Origin of the sequence: Streptococcus sp. 1343, assembly GCF_013277355.1 — a bacterium.
In the GTDB taxonomy this organism is placed as follows: domain Bacteria; phylum Bacillota; class Bacilli; order Lactobacillales; family Streptococcaceae; genus Streptococcus; species Streptococcus pseudopneumoniae.
Map to the genome: position 1 here is coordinate 26,708 of NZ_VMMT01000060.1, position 17,344 is coordinate 44,051.

Annotated in this window: 18 protein-coding genes and 1 pseudogene; 1 reads left to right on the plus strand and 18 read right to left on the minus strand. The window is 40.2% G+C overall.

Annotated features, from left to right (window positions below; all coding sequences use genetic code 11):
• Positions 1-13: 13 nt before the first annotated feature.
• From HT709_RS08870 to pbp2b, 5 genes are all read right to left on the minus strand, one after another.
• Positions 14-625, minus strand: a complete 612-nt coding sequence (locus HT709_RS08870) for an NUDIX hydrolase (RefSeq protein ID WP_000804584.1) — start codon at positions 623-625, stop codon at positions 14-16.
• Positions 612-1,985 (minus strand): UDP-N-acetylmuramoyl-tripeptide--D-alanyl-D-alanine ligase, encoded by a 1,374-nt coding sequence (murF, locus tag HT709_RS08875; protein WP_000778737.1) that lies wholly within the window; start codon positions 1,983-1,985, stop codon positions 612-614. Before murF ends, HT709_RS08870 begins: the two co-directional genes overlap by 14 nt.
• A gap of 83 nt (positions 1,986-2,068) precedes the next feature.
• Positions 2,069-3,112: a D-alanine--D-alanine ligase gene (locus HT709_RS08880; protein WP_050278361.1), complete on the minus strand. Its 1,044-nt coding sequence runs from the start codon at positions 3,110-3,112 to the stop codon at positions 2,069-2,071.
• Positions 3,113-3,287: 175 nt separating this feature from the next.
• Complete coding sequence (recR, locus tag HT709_RS08885) at positions 3,288-3,884, minus strand: recombination mediator RecR (RefSeq protein WP_138703968.1); 597 nt, start codon at positions 3,882-3,884, stop codon at positions 3,288-3,290.
• A gap of 10 nt (positions 3,885-3,894) precedes the next feature.
• A complete protein-coding gene (gene pbp2b / locus HT709_RS08890) occupies positions 3,895-5,952 on the minus strand; it encodes a penicillin-binding protein 2B (RefSeq protein WP_172925690.1) in 2,058 nt (685 codons plus the stop codon).
• Positions 5,953-6,255: 303 nt separating this feature from the next.
• Between pbp2b and HT709_RS08895 the strand changes: the two genes are divergently transcribed.
• Positions 6,256-7,107: a MurR/RpiR family transcriptional regulator gene (locus HT709_RS08895; protein WP_000360337.1), complete on the plus strand. Its 852-nt coding sequence runs from the start codon at positions 6,256-6,258 to the stop codon at positions 7,105-7,107.
• Positions 7,108-7,168: 61 nt separating this feature from the next.
• On the opposite strand, the gene HT709_RS08900 is transcribed toward HT709_RS08895, so the two are convergent.
• The 13 genes and pseudogenes from HT709_RS08900 to HT709_RS08955 all read right to left on the minus strand — a co-directional run.
• Positions 7,169-7,519, minus strand: coding sequence for a type II toxin-antitoxin system RelE/ParE family toxin (locus tag HT709_RS08900; protein ID WP_172925691.1), 351 nt, complete (start codon positions 7,517-7,519; stop codon positions 7,169-7,171).
• Complete coding sequence (locus tag HT709_RS08905; protein WP_000150674.1) at positions 7,509-7,796, minus strand: hypothetical protein; 288 nt, start codon at positions 7,794-7,796, stop codon at positions 7,509-7,511. The genes HT709_RS08900 and HT709_RS08905 overlap by 11 nt, the downstream gene beginning before the upstream one ends.
• A gap of 96 nt (positions 7,797-7,892) precedes the next feature.
• Positions 7,893-8,777 carry an ROK family protein gene (locus HT709_RS08910; RefSeq protein WP_000150277.1) on the minus strand — a complete coding sequence of 295 codons (885 nt, stop codon included), beginning with the start codon at positions 8,775-8,777 and terminating at the stop codon, positions 7,893-7,895.
• A 17-nt stretch (positions 8,778-8,794) separates the two neighbouring features.
• On the minus strand, positions 8,795-9,712 hold the full coding sequence (locus tag HT709_RS08915; RefSeq protein WP_001281495.1) for a dihydrodipicolinate synthase family protein: 918 nt from the start codon (positions 9,710-9,712) through the stop codon (positions 8,795-8,797).
• Between the two features lie 169 nt (positions 9,713-9,881).
• Positions 9,882-10,526, minus strand: coding sequence for a YesL family protein (locus tag HT709_RS08920; protein WP_138703970.1), 645 nt, complete (start codon positions 10,524-10,526; stop codon positions 9,882-9,884).
• Between the two features lie 82 nt (positions 10,527-10,608).
• Positions 10,609-10,800 carry a hypothetical protein gene (locus HT709_RS11935; protein WP_014017318.1) on the minus strand — a complete coding sequence of 64 codons (192 nt, stop codon included), beginning with the start codon at positions 10,798-10,800 and terminating at the stop codon, positions 10,609-10,611.
• A 9-nt stretch (positions 10,801-10,809) separates the two neighbouring features.
• Positions 10,810-11,154 carry a hypothetical protein gene (locus HT709_RS08925; RefSeq protein ID WP_014017319.1) on the minus strand — a complete coding sequence of 115 codons (345 nt, stop codon included), beginning with the start codon at positions 11,152-11,154 and terminating at the stop codon, positions 10,810-10,812.
• A 326-nt stretch (positions 11,155-11,480) separates the two neighbouring features.
• Positions 11,481-11,933, minus strand: coding sequence for a YhcH/YjgK/YiaL family protein (locus HT709_RS08930; RefSeq protein ID WP_119920024.1), 453 nt, complete (start codon positions 11,931-11,933; stop codon positions 11,481-11,483).
• Between the two features lie 227 nt (positions 11,934-12,160).
• On the minus strand, positions 12,161-13,000 hold the full coding sequence (locus HT709_RS08935; RefSeq protein ID WP_001192006.1) for a carbohydrate ABC transporter permease: 840 nt from the start codon (positions 12,998-13,000) through the stop codon (positions 12,161-12,163).
• 15 nt (positions 13,001-13,015) lie between these two features.
• A complete protein-coding gene (locus tag HT709_RS08940) occupies positions 13,016-13,882 on the minus strand; it encodes a sugar ABC transporter permease (RefSeq protein ID WP_161802645.1) in 867 nt (288 codons plus the stop codon).
• 251 nt (positions 13,883-14,133) lie between these two features.
• On the minus strand, positions 14,134-15,462 hold the full coding sequence (locus tag HT709_RS08945) for an ABC transporter substrate-binding protein (RefSeq protein ID WP_000672129.1): 1,329 nt from the start codon (positions 15,460-15,462) through the stop codon (positions 14,134-14,136).
• Positions 15,463-15,585: 123 nt separating this feature from the next.
• Positions 15,586-17,103 carry a PTS transporter subunit EIIC gene (locus HT709_RS08950; protein ID WP_044012217.1) on the minus strand — a complete coding sequence of 506 codons (1,518 nt, stop codon included), beginning with the start codon at positions 17,101-17,103 and terminating at the stop codon, positions 15,586-15,588.
• A 20-nt stretch (positions 17,104-17,123) separates the two neighbouring features.
• A pseudogene (locus tag HT709_RS08955) lies at positions 17,124-17,344 on the minus strand (N-acetylmannosamine-6-phosphate 2-epimerase); the annotation flags it as partial.

Genomic DNA, 17,344 nt, shown 5'->3' on the forward strand with positions numbered 1-17,344 from the left:
GATAATCATCTTCTTAGTCAAGATATTGCTCCCTCTGACCTTGATAAACCTGCCAAAGAATCTCGATTTGCTCCTTGGTAATGCGTTTTTCAGATAAATTCGGCAGTTGGTCAATTGCAAAAAATTGAAGGTCAGCGATTTCTTGATTTTCTTGGAATTGTCCATCGAGAAGCTTACATTCAAAAACAAACTTTGCATATTGTTTGCTCTGTAGTTGGAAACGATTGGTATCAAAAACAGCTAGCAGTCTTTCAACTTTGGCTTTAAAACCGGTTTCTTCTTCAATTTCCTTGAGAATATTTTCAGTTGGAGAATAGCCGACTTCACCAAAGCCACCTGGCAAAGCCCAACTATCCTCTCCTTGTCCCCTAACCAGACAAATCTTCTCATCCTCAACAATCCAAGCACGGACGTCCATTAAGGGAGTCGCATAAGCGGAGGTCGGTTTCAAGAGTTCTGCCACTTCGTCTGCATCAAGGTCTGATACCTGATTCAACATTTCAGATAACAGACTTCGCAAGTCTTCGTAGCGCTCACAGTCAAAAGGATCTTTTGTAAAGGTTAAGCCAGTATCTGTAAGGGCAATCATTCTTTGCAGATACTTAACAAAATCACTTGGTTTCATTTTCTAAACTTTCTACCAACATGGCTAGGTTCATAGAGTTAGAGCCCTTGAGCAAGATTTGATCATTGGCACTGAGGCTTTCCTTGACCTGCTTGACTAGGTCTTCAAATTGGTCTTGGTCTTCTGTTTTCTTGAAATAGTAAACGTGGCCAATTGGGAACATTTGACTGGCAAGTTGGGCCAATTCAGCAATGTCTTCTCCGTAGAAAATCACGGTATCCAGCACATCTGGAGAAAGGCTCAAAATCATCTGATTATGGAGTTGAACTGACTGGTTACCCAGTTCCTTCATGTCCGCTAAAACCGCAATTTTCTTGCCCCCTTCATTGGCTGGAATGGCAGAGAAGGTCTCTAAAATCAGCTTCATAGCAGTTGGATTGGCATTGTAAACATCTGACAAGATGTCTGCTCCATTGGCTGCTTTCTTCCACTCGGTACGGTTACGCGTCAATTCAAGATTTTGGAAGGCCTGACAAATTTGTTCTTCTGAAACTCCTTCTTGTAGGGCCACATAAGCAGCAATCATAGCATTAGTGGCATTGTACTTACCAGTCACTGGCAAATCAAGGGCTTGTTCCAAGAAATTAGCTTTAAAGGTCAGACTGTCCTTACGCTCAACCAAGTCTGTGATTTCCAACTCTGCTCCTTGCCCAAAACGAACCACCTTTTTATCAGTTGGCAAGTAGGCCTCTACAATGGAGTCGGCTGGGGCCAAAAGCAAGGAATTCGAAGCCATGCCATCTGCAATTTGCATTTTTCCTTGGGCAATCTCCGAACGGTCTTTGAAAAAGGCCAAATGGGCTTCTCCAACCAAGGTCACGATGGCTATCTTTGGATGAGCCAATTCAGACAAGAGATGAATATCTCCCAAGTGATCCTGTCCCATCTCCAAAACCAACTTTTCTGTTCCTTCAGGCATATGGAGAACTGTGTAAGGAAGACCAATCTCGTTATTGTAGTTTCCTTGAGTTTTGTAGGTTTTGTAGATTGTTGACAGCAAATGTGCCAACATATCCTTGGTCGTTGTCTTACCATTTGAACCCGTAATAGCAAAGACATCAACAGTCGTTTTTTCAAGATAGTAGGCAGCTAGTTTTTGAAATGCAGTCAACACGTCGTCTACTAGAATGTAGGGATGATTTGCGATTTCTTTCTCAGACAGGGTTGCTACCGCACCATTTTCAAAGGCTGTTTCGATAAAGTCATGACCATCACGCGCACCTTTGAGTGGCACAAATAAATCTCCAGTCCCAATCAATCGACTGTCAAACTCAGCCTTTTCTAACTGGGCGTTCGCAAAAAGACTAACATCATTTTTAGCTCCAACAGCTTGGGCAACTTCATGGATTGTTAATTTCATTTCTACTCCTTTAAAAAGGGTCGAAGCCCGAGAACTCTAGTCACCTGGCAGTGATGGTTCTGGCTTCTACCCTCTCTTTCATTTTATAGCAAATGCGCTTCGCGCTTGTTAAAGCTTTCCTTGGCAAGGTCAACCAAACGCTCGATTAGTTCTGCGTAGCTGATTCCCATATTGTCCCAAAGTAGTGGATACATTGACCACTGGGTGAAACCTGGCATGGTATTGAGCTCGTTTAGGAAAATCTCTCCCTTATCTGTATAGAAGAAATCGCAACGAGAGAGACCGAGGCCTCCAATGGCACGGAAGGCCGTCTCTGCATTTTGACGCATGACAGCTACCACATCATCACTGATTTTGGCTGGGATGTCCATGGTAATCTTGTTATCAATATACTTGGCATCGTAGTCATAAAAGGCAACATCCTTGACTACTTCTCCTGGTAGCGTGCTTTTGACATCGTAGTTTCCCAAGAGACCAACCTCGATTTCACGGGCATTGACCCCTTGCTCTACCAAGACACGGCTGTCATATTGAAAGGCAAGTTCCAAAGCTTGACGAAGTTCTTCTTGATTTTCAGACTTAGAAATACCGACACTAGAACCCATGTTTGACGGCTTAGTGAAGACTGGATAAGTCAATTTTTCTTCCACTTCAGCGATTTTAGCAGTCACATCATCCCCTTCAACGATAGCCACATAGGGAACTTGTGCAATGCCAGCAGATTCTAACACACGCTTAGTCGTGATTTTATCCATGGCAAGACTGGATGACAAGATATTGCAACCGACATAAGGCAATTTCAAAACTTCCAAGAATCCTTGAACAGAGCCATCTTCTCCCATTGGCCCGTGAAGGACTGGAAAGACCACTGCCCCTTCTTCGTAAATAGCACTTGGTGCAACTTTCTTATCCCAATCAATGGTTTCATTGGTCATGAGACGGTCCTCTTGACCTGGAGTCTGACTAAATTCCTGCGTTTTGATAAAGTCACCTGACTGACTGATAAAGAAAGTCTTGACTGTGAAACGGTCGTAGTTAACCGCACGCATGACACTCTCCGCTGAAAGGACAGAGACTTCGCGTTCCGCACTCCGTCCACCATATAAAAGAATAATCGTTTGTTTCATATTATTTGTCCTAATTCTACTAGAATACTCGCTCTTTAGTATATCATATTTGCTTGGTTTTTTAAAACTTGAACCTGATCCTACTCATCACACTATACAAAAAGAGGCCGATAGGAACGATTTTCAGCCTCTTTGATTTTTTATAAATGAATGGAGTTCGTAAATTTGTCCACACTTACAACTCTGTTCGATTTTCAATAGCCCGTAAGAGGGTCACTTCGTCCGCGTACTCGATATCTGCTCCCACAGCAAGACCTCGTGCCAGGCGCGTAACCTTGATCCCAGCTGGCTTGAGCAAACGTGAAAGATACATGGAAGTTGCTTCCCCATCTGCTGTAGCATTTGTGGCTACAATCACTTCTGAAACCTCACTATCCATCAGACGAGTCATGAGACTCTTGAGATTGATATCGTCTGGACTGATACCATTCATAGGGGAAATGAGGCCATGCAGGACATGATAGAGTCCATGGTATTCTTGGATATTTTCCATGGCTGCCACATCCCGACTATCCTCTAGCACCAAAATCGTTGTCTGGTCACGAGTCGGATCGGTACAGATAGAACAAGGATCGTCGTCTGTCAAACGTCCACAAATAGAACAGTAGGTCAATTCTCTCTTAGCAAAAAGGAGATTTTTTGCAAATTCATTGACATCGTCATCAGACATCCCAATCGTATAAAAGGCCAGACGCGTAGCCGTCTTAATCCCGATACCTGGTAACTTAGAATAACTGTCAATCAGCTTGGCAATAGGTGTTGGATAAAGCATAATTTCCTTTCTAGTTCATTGGATGGTATTTTTGATACAGATTGATAATATCACGCGCAATGGAAGGTCCTACACCATTTGTTAGATTGGTATTATGAGGAAAGACCACTGCAACAGCGATTTGGGGATTATCAGACGGGGCATAGGCCACCGCATTAGTATTGGTTGCTTGCTGACCATCTGCCACATAGCTTTCGGCTGTACCCGTTTTTCCGCTAATGGATACCAAGGCACCGTTTGAAAAGGCACGTCCAGTTGTCAATCCGCTAGTCCCATGAGCAACCTGATAAAAACCTTGGTGCAAGATGCTCATATCGGAGTCGGATATATTGACCTTATTCATCTCTGTCGGTTGCAGTTGCTGAATCAGGTCACCCAGTCCTCCCTTATCATTATTACCATAAATGCCTTCAACAATACGAGGAGCCACACGAACACCATCATTTGCAATAGTTGCTACATACTGAGCCAACTGCATGGGCGTATAGTTATCAAACTGCCCAAAGGCATTAGTAATGTAATTAGCAAAGCTATACTCTTTGGGAACAAATCCAGTAGATTCATCTGGTAGGTCAATCCCAGTCGCAGAGCCCAAGCCATATTCACCAAAGGTTGAACGCAATTTCCCCATAGCTGACTCTAGCTTGCTGGTGCCGACAAACATATTGGGTTGGTAGGTTTGCCCCATAAGACCTAAGGCTGTTTGGACCATATAAGTATTGGATGAATACTCCAGAGCTTGGACTGCTGTGATAGGGAATGAACCGTAAGCCTGAGTATACCAAGAATTGATGGGAGCTGAACCTTGGAAGACAATGGACTGGTCTGTCAAGGTCTGGTTTCCTGACAAGACTCCATTTTCCCAGCCAGAGCTGATGGTCGCAGCCTTGACAACCGAACCTGGGACAAAGACATTGGTTACCGTTCCCAAGGAATCAGGCGTCAAGTCTCCCGTTTTCAGGTCATGTTTGAGTCCTGACATAGACAAAACAGCACCTGTTTTGGGGTTAAGGGCGACTGCATAGACACCTTCAGAATACTTGGCTCCTCCATTTCCTAGCTCGGAATTGAAATAACTTTTCAGCAGAGCATCCACGCTATCTTGGAAGGCCAAATCAATGGTCAGCTTGATATTGTTTCCCTTACTACCTTCCTCAATTGTATCCACGCTTTCCATATTACCATATTTATCCAGATGGATTTCTTTTACCGAGCGTTTTCCTTGCAAGGTCTCTTCATATTGCTTTTCCAAATAGGAGGTTCCTACACGATCATTTAGAGAATAGCCTTTTTTAAGATAGGCTTCTGCTTCTTCCGCTGGGAGACCAGCTTTTTCACTGGATACACTCCCTACTATAGAAGAAAGAGAAGTTTCCAAAACCTTTCGATCCCAAGAAGTAGAAATACTAATGCCAGGCATCTCCTTTGAAATAGAGGCAATAACAGCCACCTGAGAATCATTTAAAGGATCTGTCGCAATGGTACCTGTCGAAAAGTTTCCAACAGCATTTAACTGACTAAAAAGATAGATTTCTTTCTTTTCATCCTCTGTATAGTTTAGTTGACTCGTTTGGACACTATCGACCGCATTGTTATACAGTTCTGATTCGGATAGGCGATTGCCATCTGAATCCAAGCGTTTCTCGCTTGGGAGAGCCTCCACTGTCTGTTTATAGATTTCAGGATCAGCCAAATAGTAATCCGCCAGCTGGCGTTCTGTCAAATTTAGAGAGCTGATGCTCACATAAGTCAGTAACTTTTTAGCTGTTTCTTTTAAGTCTGTAGCCGTCATTTTATTGCTACGCGTAAAGGAAACAACCTTCTTTAGCGTATTTTCTACCAAAGGTTTCCCACTAGCATCATAAATTTCCCCACGGGCAAAACTGCTTGTGACCTTGGTCTGACTAGCTGATGCTAGCTTTTTTTCGTAAAAATCCTTGTTTAAAACCTGCATATACAACAAACGACCAATAATGGTCATAAAGAGTAAAATGATGATTGAAAACAATAAATTAAGCCGAATCGGAATCGAATGGCTGTTAAATTTTCTCATACAAATCAGTCTCATTTCTAATACTCAATGAAAATCAAAGAGCAAACTAGGAAGCTAGCTGCAGGCTGTACTTGAGTACGGCAAGGCAACGATGACGTAGTTTGAAGAGATTTTCGAAGAGTATAATTAAAATCTTACTCTTAATTGTACCACAATTTGAGTAGAAAATTATGGAAAAGTAAGAAGCTTTTTCGACTTTTTCGTTTTTAAAACAGAGATGCGTTTTTATTTATCTATCCTTATATTATGTGTTATAATGAAGTGTGACTATTCCCTGATCTAGTCTTCCAGTATGACTCATGTAAAGGAGCTTTCCCTATGGACAAACCAGATATCGCAACTATCATTGATTCACATTTTGAAGAAATGACAGACCTAGAGCAAGAAATCGCTCGCTATTTTTTGCAAGCTGAAACGATTACAGATGATTTATCTTCTCAACAAGTCACCCAAAAATTACATATTTCTCAAGCTGCTTTGACCCGCTTTGCTAAAAAGTGTGGCTTTACTGGCTACCGAGAATTTATTTTCCAATACCAACATCAGGCAGAAAATCAAGCCAACCAAGTCTCCAAGCACAGTCCACTGACCAAACGAGTCCTCAGAAGTTATAGCAATATGAGGGAACAAACACAAGACTTGATTGACGAAATCCAACTAGAACGAATTGCCCAGCTAATCGAAGATGCTGAGCGTGTCTACTTCTTCGGAACAGGGAGTTCTGGCCTCGTCGCCCGTGAAATGAAATTGCGGTTCATGCGTCTGGGTGTGGTCTGCGAAGCCTTGACCGATCAAGATGGCTTTGCATGGACAACCAGCATTATGGAGGAAAATTGTCTCGTACTGGGCTTCTCACTTTCTGGTACAACACCTTCTATTTTAGATAGTCTATTAGATGCCAAGGAGATGGGGGCAAAGACTGTACTCTTTTCAAGTGTTCCCAATAAAGATAGCCAGGCCTACACAGAGACTGTTCTTGTAGCCACCCACAGCCAGCCTTCCTATATCCAACGAATATCCGCTCAACTTCCTATGCTCTTCTTTATCGATTTGATTTATGCCTACTTTTTGGAAATCAATCGCGAAAGCAAGGAAAAAATCTTTAATAGCTACTGGGAAAATAAGAAACTCAACGGCTATCGTAGACAAAAACGTGTCAGAAAATCCTAGTTTGGCTAAGCCAAACTAGGATTTTTATTCATCACCAAACATACCTCTTCAAGATTATGAATTAGTCATATCTTGACTTAGTCTTGAATAATTTCATGTAATCACTTTTTGAAGGGAGTAAATAAGCAAGTCTGACGGTATCCTCAACAATTGTATACAATACAATGTAATCCTTACTCAAGGTCCATCCTCGCGTTTGGTAGCGAGGGTCTAATTTCTTACCAAATTTTTCATCAGCATCAAATCCAGCTTGGGGGAAAATTTCTAGCCGATTAATATCTTTTCTAATATTGGCTACTTTTCGTCTCGCAGCCTCTACAGAACCGATTTCCTCCGCTATATACTGATATATTTTATCCAGACTATCAATCACTCTAAGAGAATACAAAATCCTATATCTTTTATAATCCATAGCGTGTCACGACATCCTCATCTGTCAAGTAATTTCCAGACTCAATCTTGGCATAACTTTCTTGAACTTCTGCTTGTAATTGTCTAAACAAATACTCCTTCTCTAATTCCTCTTCACTCAGTAAATCTACTTCATTTGTTACGGCAACATTCTTTAAAAATAATCTGAGTGCTGATGAAAGAGAGAGATTTTTTTCTTTTAACACTTCCATGGCATCATTTACTAATTCTCTATTAGCTTGGAAGGTCACAATCTTACTTGAATTCGCTATAGTCATTTTATATAATTCCTTTATATATTTTATTTATTATCTCACAATTATAAAGAAAGTCAAGGGAATTTGATTAGAAAATCCTAGTTTGGCTGAGCCAAACTAGGATTGTTTTGTCTTAAAATGATAATATGCACCAAGCATACCTGCTGTATTCTGGTGATGGGCAAATTCTAATCGTGTTTTTTCTGCTAAACTTGGTACCAAAGCCTCTTTCAAGGCTGTGCGAATCTTAGGTTTGAGGATAGCCTCTTGCCCCATGATACCACCACCAAGAATAACCACTTCTGGATTGGCAACGTAGCAAATATTTGCCAGACCTTTTCCTAGATAGTCTACCATACGGTCAATACCTTCCATGCAGAGTTTATTGCCTTCAGTGGCTTCCTTGAAAATGCGTCGGCCATTCCACTGATCAACATCTTCTCCATGAGATGTTGCTACATACTCCACCAAGGCTGTGGTAGAAGCGAGATCCTGAAAAGCTCCATCTTGCATATGCATATACCCGACTTCACAGGCCGAATTGCTAAAACCATGGAAGACTTTCCCATCCATAATCAAGCAACCACCGATACCTGTTCCAATGGTCAAGCAAAGGGTGACACTTGCTCCCTTACCTGAACCAGATACTGCCTCAGCCAGACCTGCACAGTTGACATCATTTTCAATCTCACAAGGAATAGCAAAGCTTTCTTCGATTTCCTTCTTGAACTGGGTTCCTGCATAATTTGGAATCTGAGGTCCAGCGTAGAAAATTTCCCCCTTATCAGGATCCACCATTCCTGCAGAAGAAATGGCAACACCTGCTACTGGGCCTTTTTCTAAATAGCTGGCTACAATATCTTTGGTTTTTTGTAAGATATGAGATCCACCCTTATACGCTTCAGTTGGCATTTCATGCGATTCAAGAAGTTGCCCCTCTTGATCAACCAAACCATACTTGATGTTGGTTCCACCTATATCAATTGCAACGTAGTGTGTCATAAATACCTCCTTATGGATTAGAGGAAGCGCTCCTTGGTTTCACGAATCAAGGCTGCAGCTGCTTCTACAACTGGACGATCTTCTTCCGTTACTGGCGTCAATGGTGAACGAACAGAACCAATATTCAATCCTTCATTGATCTTCAAGACTTCTTTAATGACACCGTACATATTTCCATGTGCAGCAGTCAATTTACCAATGATAGCGTTGATAGCATACTGTAACTCACGCGCTGTTTCTAAATCTTTATCCGCAATCAATTGGTTGAGTTTCAAGAAGAGTTCTGGCATAGCACCATAAGTACCACCGATACCAGCTTTGGCACCCATGAGGCGACCACCTAGGAACTGTTCATCTGGACCGTTAAAGACGATATGGTCTTCCCCACCAAGGCTGACAAAGGTTTGGATATCTTGAACTGGCATAGAAGAGTTCTTCACACCGATAACACGAGGATTCTTCAACATTTCGGTATAAAGACTTGGAGTCAAAGCAACCCCTGCCAATTGAGGAATGTTGTAGATCACGTAGTCTGTGTTTGGAGCTGCAGAACTGATATCGTTCCAATATTTAGCAACTGAGTATTCTGGCAAGCGGAAGTAAATTGGTGGAATTGTTGCAATGGCATCTACTCCCAAGCTTTCAGCGTGGCGAGCCAGTTCCATACTATCTTTGGTATTGTTGCAAGCAACATGGGCAATAATAGTTAATTTACCTTTAGCAACTGCCATGACTTCTTCCAAAATCAACTTGCGGTCTTCTACACTTTGGTAGATACATTCACCAGAAGAACCATTGACATAAAGACCTTGAACACCTTTATCAATGAAGTATTGAACCAAGGCACGTGTACGCTCTGGACTTACTTCTCCTTGATCATCATAACATGCGTAGAAGGCTGGAATGACACCTTCGTATTTTTTCAAATCTGACATAGATTTTCTCCTATTATTTTTATTTTCTGCTAAAGCAGATTCTTTCTTTACTTCTTTAGTATACACTTTACCGAAAAGGCTTTCAATATCTTATAGACACTTAGATTTTAGTTTCTAGCTTATAGAATAGCGTTTGAAGCCTTTGAAAGTAGTTTCAGAAATAAGACTCCTATTGATATTTTGCGAAAATTTTCCCCATCAATCCAGTCTGGATAAAGACCAATAGTCCAAACCCAAAAAGTAGGAAGACTGAGCCACCTAAGAGTAGACTGAAGGCGGACAGATAAAGAACCATCACAATGAGGACAAGAATGGCTAACATGAGGAAGAACCAAGGAAAGTTAAAACTAGCCAACATCAATCCTTTTTGAAGAATTTCTTTCCAAGATAGGTCATAACGTGCCGCGATAGGGTAACTAGCCAGCATCACGATAGTAAGAAACATCAGAATACCTAAACAAATGGCTTTCAGCAATTGGAAGGGCAGAGCTGTTTGACTCCAGAAAAGATAGAGATCTAAAAGGGTAAGAAACACAATTCCTAACTCCATTAAACCCAGCTGAAGACCTAGTTTCAGATTTTGCTTGAAAGATCTTAGATAGATTTTAAAAACAGGCACCCGTCTGCTCTTCTTAACTTCGAACATGGTCTCGTAGAGGCTAATTTTAGCCACTCCAATCGTTACGATTGGCAAACAAGAGACGACAAAAAGAAGATTGGCTGTCACGATGTCCAAGACTTTCTCACTAAAACGCATGAGAAAGTTGTCTGTATCAAATGCTGCCTTGATAAGGCTTACTCCTTTTTGTGCCATGTTTGCTCCTCCATCATTTTTCTTTGTAAACTGTTTTCTTTTTTTTCAGTAAAGCTTTCATAAGTCCCTACCATGAACAAATCTATTTTTTCTTTTTTCTTTTGGACTTTTTTCTATTTTTATATATAGGCTTATAATCATATACCCCGAACAGCGAAGCAATTAAAATAGTACTCCAAGTATGCTCATTAAATCCATCTAGCCCTCCACGAATTATCATTGCAAGCACTGTCCAAGCTAACATATTCAATAAAAAAATACAAAGTGCTTTCATTCTCGCATTTTAAAAGTTTATACGACCATTGTTAGGAATTTTATCATGTGCATCCCAAGCTGCAGCAATATTGTAGGCAAAATTACCATATACATCAGCTACATTCACAGCTACTCGTAAAATCCATCCAGAAATCTTGGTCGCTAATCCTACTCTTGCTGCTGCAGTTGCAGCTGCCCTACTTAAGATCGAGCGTGCCATACTAATACCATACTTAGCCGCATAAGTACCTAATTTTATGTATCTACCAATCAATGCATTCACAATGCCCCTAATTATCCAAGCCATCTCATCAACTGTAATTCCCTGTCCATCCAAGAAACTAGCTCTTGCAGCATACTTAGAAGATACCATTTCTAGCAATTCAATTTTACGTTCATCTGATATGTCTGGATAGACTCCTTTGCTATCTTCCACCAGATCCTTAATTTCTTGTTCAGTTAGCAAGTAATTTTGAGATAATTTTGCATCTATTCTATCTATTTCTGACTGTATAGTTTGGATATGCGAAACTTCATTCGCATACACAATTGAAGGTAAAATATTACTCATTAGCAATAAACAGACTGACAAGAAGATACCAATTTTTAAATATTTTATTCTCATTTCTCTACCTCACAAAGATCAATTTCATGGTAGAGTATTATCAAAGCTTTACAAAAAAACAATTCATCCTATTTTTAATCAATCAAAATTTTAAAGAGATATTTTCGAACCTTTTCTTCCATACCTGCATAACCAGTTGGCTGATGTGGCTCTCCTGGGAAGAAAATCGCAAAATTGTGATAACCCAACAAGAGTGGGTAGTGTTCATGACAATGGACAAAACCAATGTCACTTGCTTCGTCAAATGCTACTGCTTCATCTTTGATACGTGAACCGTAGCTCGAATATTCATGCCCTTCTACCAGCAAATGCAAATCTGCATAGTTCTTATGGTGTTCAAATTGATCATTTTCAGCTTGATTGAGGACATTTTCCTGAACAACTAGAAAGACTTTATCTCCATCAATATCATACTTTCCTAATTCGAAAGAATCCTTACGATGTTGGTAGAGATAGTCGATAGCCTTGTCTAAATTAGGATGAATCCCTTTGTAAAAGGTGATATTTTTCAAATCGTCAAAAATCATACTCTTTCCTTCGTTTCTGATAGTTAACTAAAACCATTCTTAAGTTGATAAGTGTCTGACAAAACTTCATAAAGTAACTGCATACCCTCCATTTTGTAGACACTTATAACTCTATATTCTCTTATACTCAATGAAAATTGAAGAACAAACTAGGAAGCTAACCGCAGGCAATACTTAAGTATGGCAAGGTGACGCTGACCTAGTTTGCATTCGATTTTCGCAGAGTATTATCCTTTGACCGCTCCCATAGTAATCCCTTGTGTGAAGGATTTCTGGAAGACTAGGAAGACTGTTACAATTGGCACGGCAGCAAGGGCAGCTCCTGCCATAATCAAACCATAGTTGGTTGCCATTTCAGCCTGCATGGTCGCAACCCCAAGTGAAATAGTCAAATTGTTACGTGAAGTCAACATTACCAACTGCATGAAGTAGTCATTCCAAGTATTGATGAAGGTAAAGATTGCAAGAGCCGCAAACCCTGGTTTCACAATCGGGAAGGCTACGCTCCAGAAGGTACGAATCTCACCACAACCGTCAATCTTAGCTGATTCGAGCAATTCTGTAGGGATATTTTCACTGAACTGTTTCATGAGGAAGACCCCAAATGGCCATCCAATCAAAGGCAAAATAACTGCCCAAAGAGTGTCATGAATTCCCATGAAGTTGACGATACGTACCAATGGTACAAGGACAACTTGTTTTGGAAGCGCCATAGCAGCGATAAAGATAGCAAATAGGATACGTTGACCATAGAAACGTTTTTTAGCCAATACATAACCTGCTAGAGATGAGGTTGCACAGACTAAGAACATGGTTACCAATGAGATAAATACTGAGTTCCACATCCATTGCAAGGCAGGGTTCTGCACCATAAGTTGTTGGAAGTTTTCCATGGTTGGCATTTTAGGGAACCATTGTGGCGGAATCATAATGGTATCAGGCTGTGACTTGAATGCCCCTGTCAAAATCCAGTAGAATGGAAAGATGAACAGCACAGTCAACAAGAGCAAAATGATTGTTGAAATAACAGTAAAGGCTGTTAATGGTTTTTTTTCTGTAGATTGCATAACTGTCTCCTTTCTTTAGTATTCTACGTCGTTTCCAAGTACTTTAAATTGAACAAAGCTTACGATAGCAATCATGACTGCCAAGAAGACACCAATGGTGTTGGCATAGCCGTATTCTGTCAATTGGAAGGCTTTTTCGTACAGGTAGTACATCAAGGTACTTGTTGAGTAGTTTGGACCACCAGATGTCAAAAGCTGAATCAAGGCGAAACACTGGAAGGAGTTAATTGTTGTGATGATTGCAATATAAAGAGTTGTTGGAAGAAGGCTTGGCCATTTAATCTTCCAGAAAACTTGAAACTCAGTTGCACCATCAACACGCGCCGCTTCAACCAGTGAATTGTCAATATTCCCCATAGCAGCGATATAAAGGATGATTGGCTGACCAACTGAAGTGGTCAAGAGAATAATCATAATCGCCATCAATGCCCAGTGCTTATCACCAAGCCATGAAATGTTTTGAGTAATGATATGACTTGATTTAAGCACAAAGTTGAGAATTCCTGATAATGGATCATAGATCCATTTCCATACAACCGTTACGGCAACACTACCTGTTACAACAGGAAGGAAGAAGACAAAACGGTAGAAGGATCTGGCAATGGCATTTTGGTGATAGGTTTGCGATGCTACAAAGAGTGAGAATAGAACAACAACTGGCACGGATCCAATAACCAAAATAACTGTGTTAATCAGAGATTTTGCAAAGACAGGATCTTTAAACATACGGACATAGTTATCTAAGCCCACAAATTGGAAACTAGTCATAGAATAGTTAAAGAAACTTGTGATGAAGCCCATAATCATTGGTGCTAAAACAAAGATAATAAAGAAGAACAACACTGGTGCTAGGAAAGCATAGGAAATCACTGTTTCCCGCATACGAATTTTATTGACTTTCACAGTCGGCACCTCTCTTTCAAATAGAATAATTTTTTGACTTTCTTGAACTGTTTTAAAATCAAAATGAAATTTTTTATGATTCGCTTATGTAAGAACTTCATTTTAATTTCGTGACAGTTTCTTACATTTTAAACAAAAGCCCCCTTTTCTTACACTATCTGTGTAGAGGGAAAAGGGGGTATACACTCTTAGCTTCTTTAAAAAACTACTTTTTATAGAATAACTAAGGACTATTGTTTCATAGCTTTTTTGATTGTTTCGTTCGCTTTTTCAGTGAAGGCTTTCAAAGCGTCCGCTGGTTTTTCGTCACCATTTGATACAGATTGCAACATTGGGAACCAAAGTGTTCTCATTTCAGCAAATCCATCAATAGTGTTGTAGTATGGTGAGTAGTATTGAGTCCAGCCGCTGATTGTTTCCATGCGTTTGTCTTCATAAAGTTTTCCAAATGAAGTACGGACTGGGAAAGCACCTGTACGAACTACGTCTTTAGGTCCCCACTCTTTGTCATCTGCGATAAACTGGATGAATTTCTTAGATGCAGCGACTTTCTTGTCGTCTTTATTGTTGAATACTGCAAATCCGTTTACAAGGTATTCAAGAGCTGGTTTACCTTCGTCTGATGGGAATGGTACTTCTACTACTTCTACCTTACTTGCTTCTAACAGTTTAGCTTGGATACCATTTTGAGCTGGTGCCCAAAGGGTTGTGTAAGATGTTTGACCGTTGGCAAAGTTTTGGATATCTGCCCCACCGTCAAATTGTGAACCATTATTGAGCAAATTGTCTTTAATCCAGCCAGTTGCTTTTTCAAGACCTTTGACGAATTTAGGATCATCAGTTGTATATTTGCTAACTTTTTCATCTGTTACAGAACCGCTATAAAGGTTAGAGATAAAGGCACGTGTTCCTTGGTCTCCCCCTTGACCAGAACTGAACAATGAACCTGGTGTGTAGCCCTTGTCTTTGAGTGCTTTCAATACTTTTTCAAAATCATCAGTTGTCCAACCTTCTTTTACAAGGTTTGCCACTCCAGCATCTTCTAGCATTTTCTTGTTCATTGCCATGTAGAATGGGGCAGAACTAATTGGATACATGTAAGCCTTGTCTCCAGCTTTACTTGCTTGTATGATGTTTTCGTTATTGACATCTTTAACAAATTCATCTGTGAAAAGGTCGTTCAACTCAGCCAATTTACCATTTTTACCGTATTGGATGATACGTCCTGGTGCGTCAAAGAGTACGTCCGGAGCTGTTCCTGCTTCGATGGCTGTTGTGATTTTTTCAGGGCCTGACTTGAAGTCGATGGTTTCCAATTTCACTTTTACATCTGGATTTGCTTTTTCAAACGCTTCGATGATTGATTTTTCATAAGTTCCAACACCGTCACCAGCTTTTTCTTGGGTAAATACTGGGAATGCCCACCAAGTGATTTCTGTTTTGGCACCGTCACCACCTGATTTACCAGCATCTTTACTTCCGCCAGAATTGCCACAAGCAGCAAGACCAAGAACCGCAGCACCCGCAAGTACTGTACAAGCTAATTTTCTAAATTTCATTTGTATTCTCCTATTTTATAAGCGTATCCAACTTGGATAATGAGTTCTTTGCATTTATATACGTTTTCATTTTTTCCTACTCATCAATCACTCTCCTCTATTTTTTATTAAGTCAGTAAGTACTTAATCATCTACACCTAAAATTTCATTAATACTATTTTTATATAAGATTGCTTTTGCTCCATAGATTGCTTGAATGCCACCCTTCACTTCTAAGACATCAACTGCACCAATTTGTTTTAAAAGTGCTTTATCAACTTGATTAACTTCTTTTACAGCTACACGTAAACGTGTCACACAAGCATCTACATCTTCTATATTATTTGATCCACCCAAGGCTCTGATAATTTGTAGGCTATCCTGTTTTAAATGATCCGCAGTATTTGAAGTTGAATCTGCGGATTCAGAAATTTCTTTAGAATCTACTTCTTCTCCTCTTCCTGGCGTTAGAACGTTGAATTGAGTAATGAACCATCTAAAAATAATATAATACAAAACACTCCAAATAAGTCCAAATGGAATCTGAAGAACCCAATTCGTCTTAGCGTTCCCCTGCAAAATTCCAAATAAAGTGAAATCGATTACACCTCCTGAAAATGTGTTTCCTATTGAAATATTTAAGATGTCTGCAATAAAAAAGCTGACACCATCAAGGAATGCGTGAACAACATATAGAACCGGACTGACGAATAGAAACATAAATTCAATTGGTTCTGTAATACCGGTAATAAAAGATGTTAAAGCAACTCCAAAAAACAAACCCGCGTATTTTTTACGACGATTCTTAGGAACACTATGGTACATCGCTAAACAGGCAGCCGGTAAACCGAACATCATTGTTGAGAAACGACCTGCAAAAAACCTTGTTCCTTCTGTAAATAATCCAGAATGAGCCGGATCGGCTAATTGAGCAAAAAATATTTTTTGAGCCCCAACCACTGTTTGTCCTGCAACAGTTTCAACACCACCAAGTTCAGTATACCAAAACATAGGATAAATCATATGATGTAAGCCTACTGCTCCAGAAAGTCTCATTAAAAATCCATATAGAAAAGTTCCAATTGGACCTGCCTGAGAAATATATCCACCTGTAGAAACAAGAAGTTGTTGGAAAGGTGGCCAAATAACAAAGAAGACAAAGCCAATTAAGATAGAAGAGAACGATGTAACAATAGGAACGAAGCGTGAACCTCCAAAGAATCCTAAAGCGGAAGGTAATTGAATATTGCTATATCGGTTGTGCAAATATACGGCAACTATTCCGACAACTAATGCTCCAATAACTCCAGTATCAATTGCAGATCCTTCTGCCATAAAAAGTTTTACCAGAGCTTTGATCGTTGCAGTCATAACTAAGTAACCAGTTACTCCTGCTAACGCAGCGGTTCCTTTATCTCGTTTCGCTAAGCCAATACATAATCCCACACAGAGAAGTAGTGACAAGTTACTGAATACAACCTCTCCTGCAGAGCTCATTACTTGGAATATCGATTGAAAAATACTATTGTCTAGTATTGGATAAGTTGCTATCGTGGTTGGGTTTGAAAGTGCACCACCAATCCCCAAAAGTAGACCTGCTGCAGGAAGTATAGCTATAGGTAACATAAAAGCTTTTCCAACTTTTTGTAAAACTTTAAATATAAAACTCCCCCCCTCACATCTTATTTAAGACCAGCAACGAAGCGTTCTGTAATCTCTTTTGGTCTAGTAATAGCGCCACCAACAACGATGCCTCGCACTCCGTATTCAAGGATTTGTTTGGCTTGTTCTGGTGTATGAATTTTTCCTTCTGCAATGACATCTACACCGGCATCACAGAGTTTTTTGATGAGTTCAAAATCTGGACCATCCACTTTTGGACTGTAGGATGTGTAGCCTGATA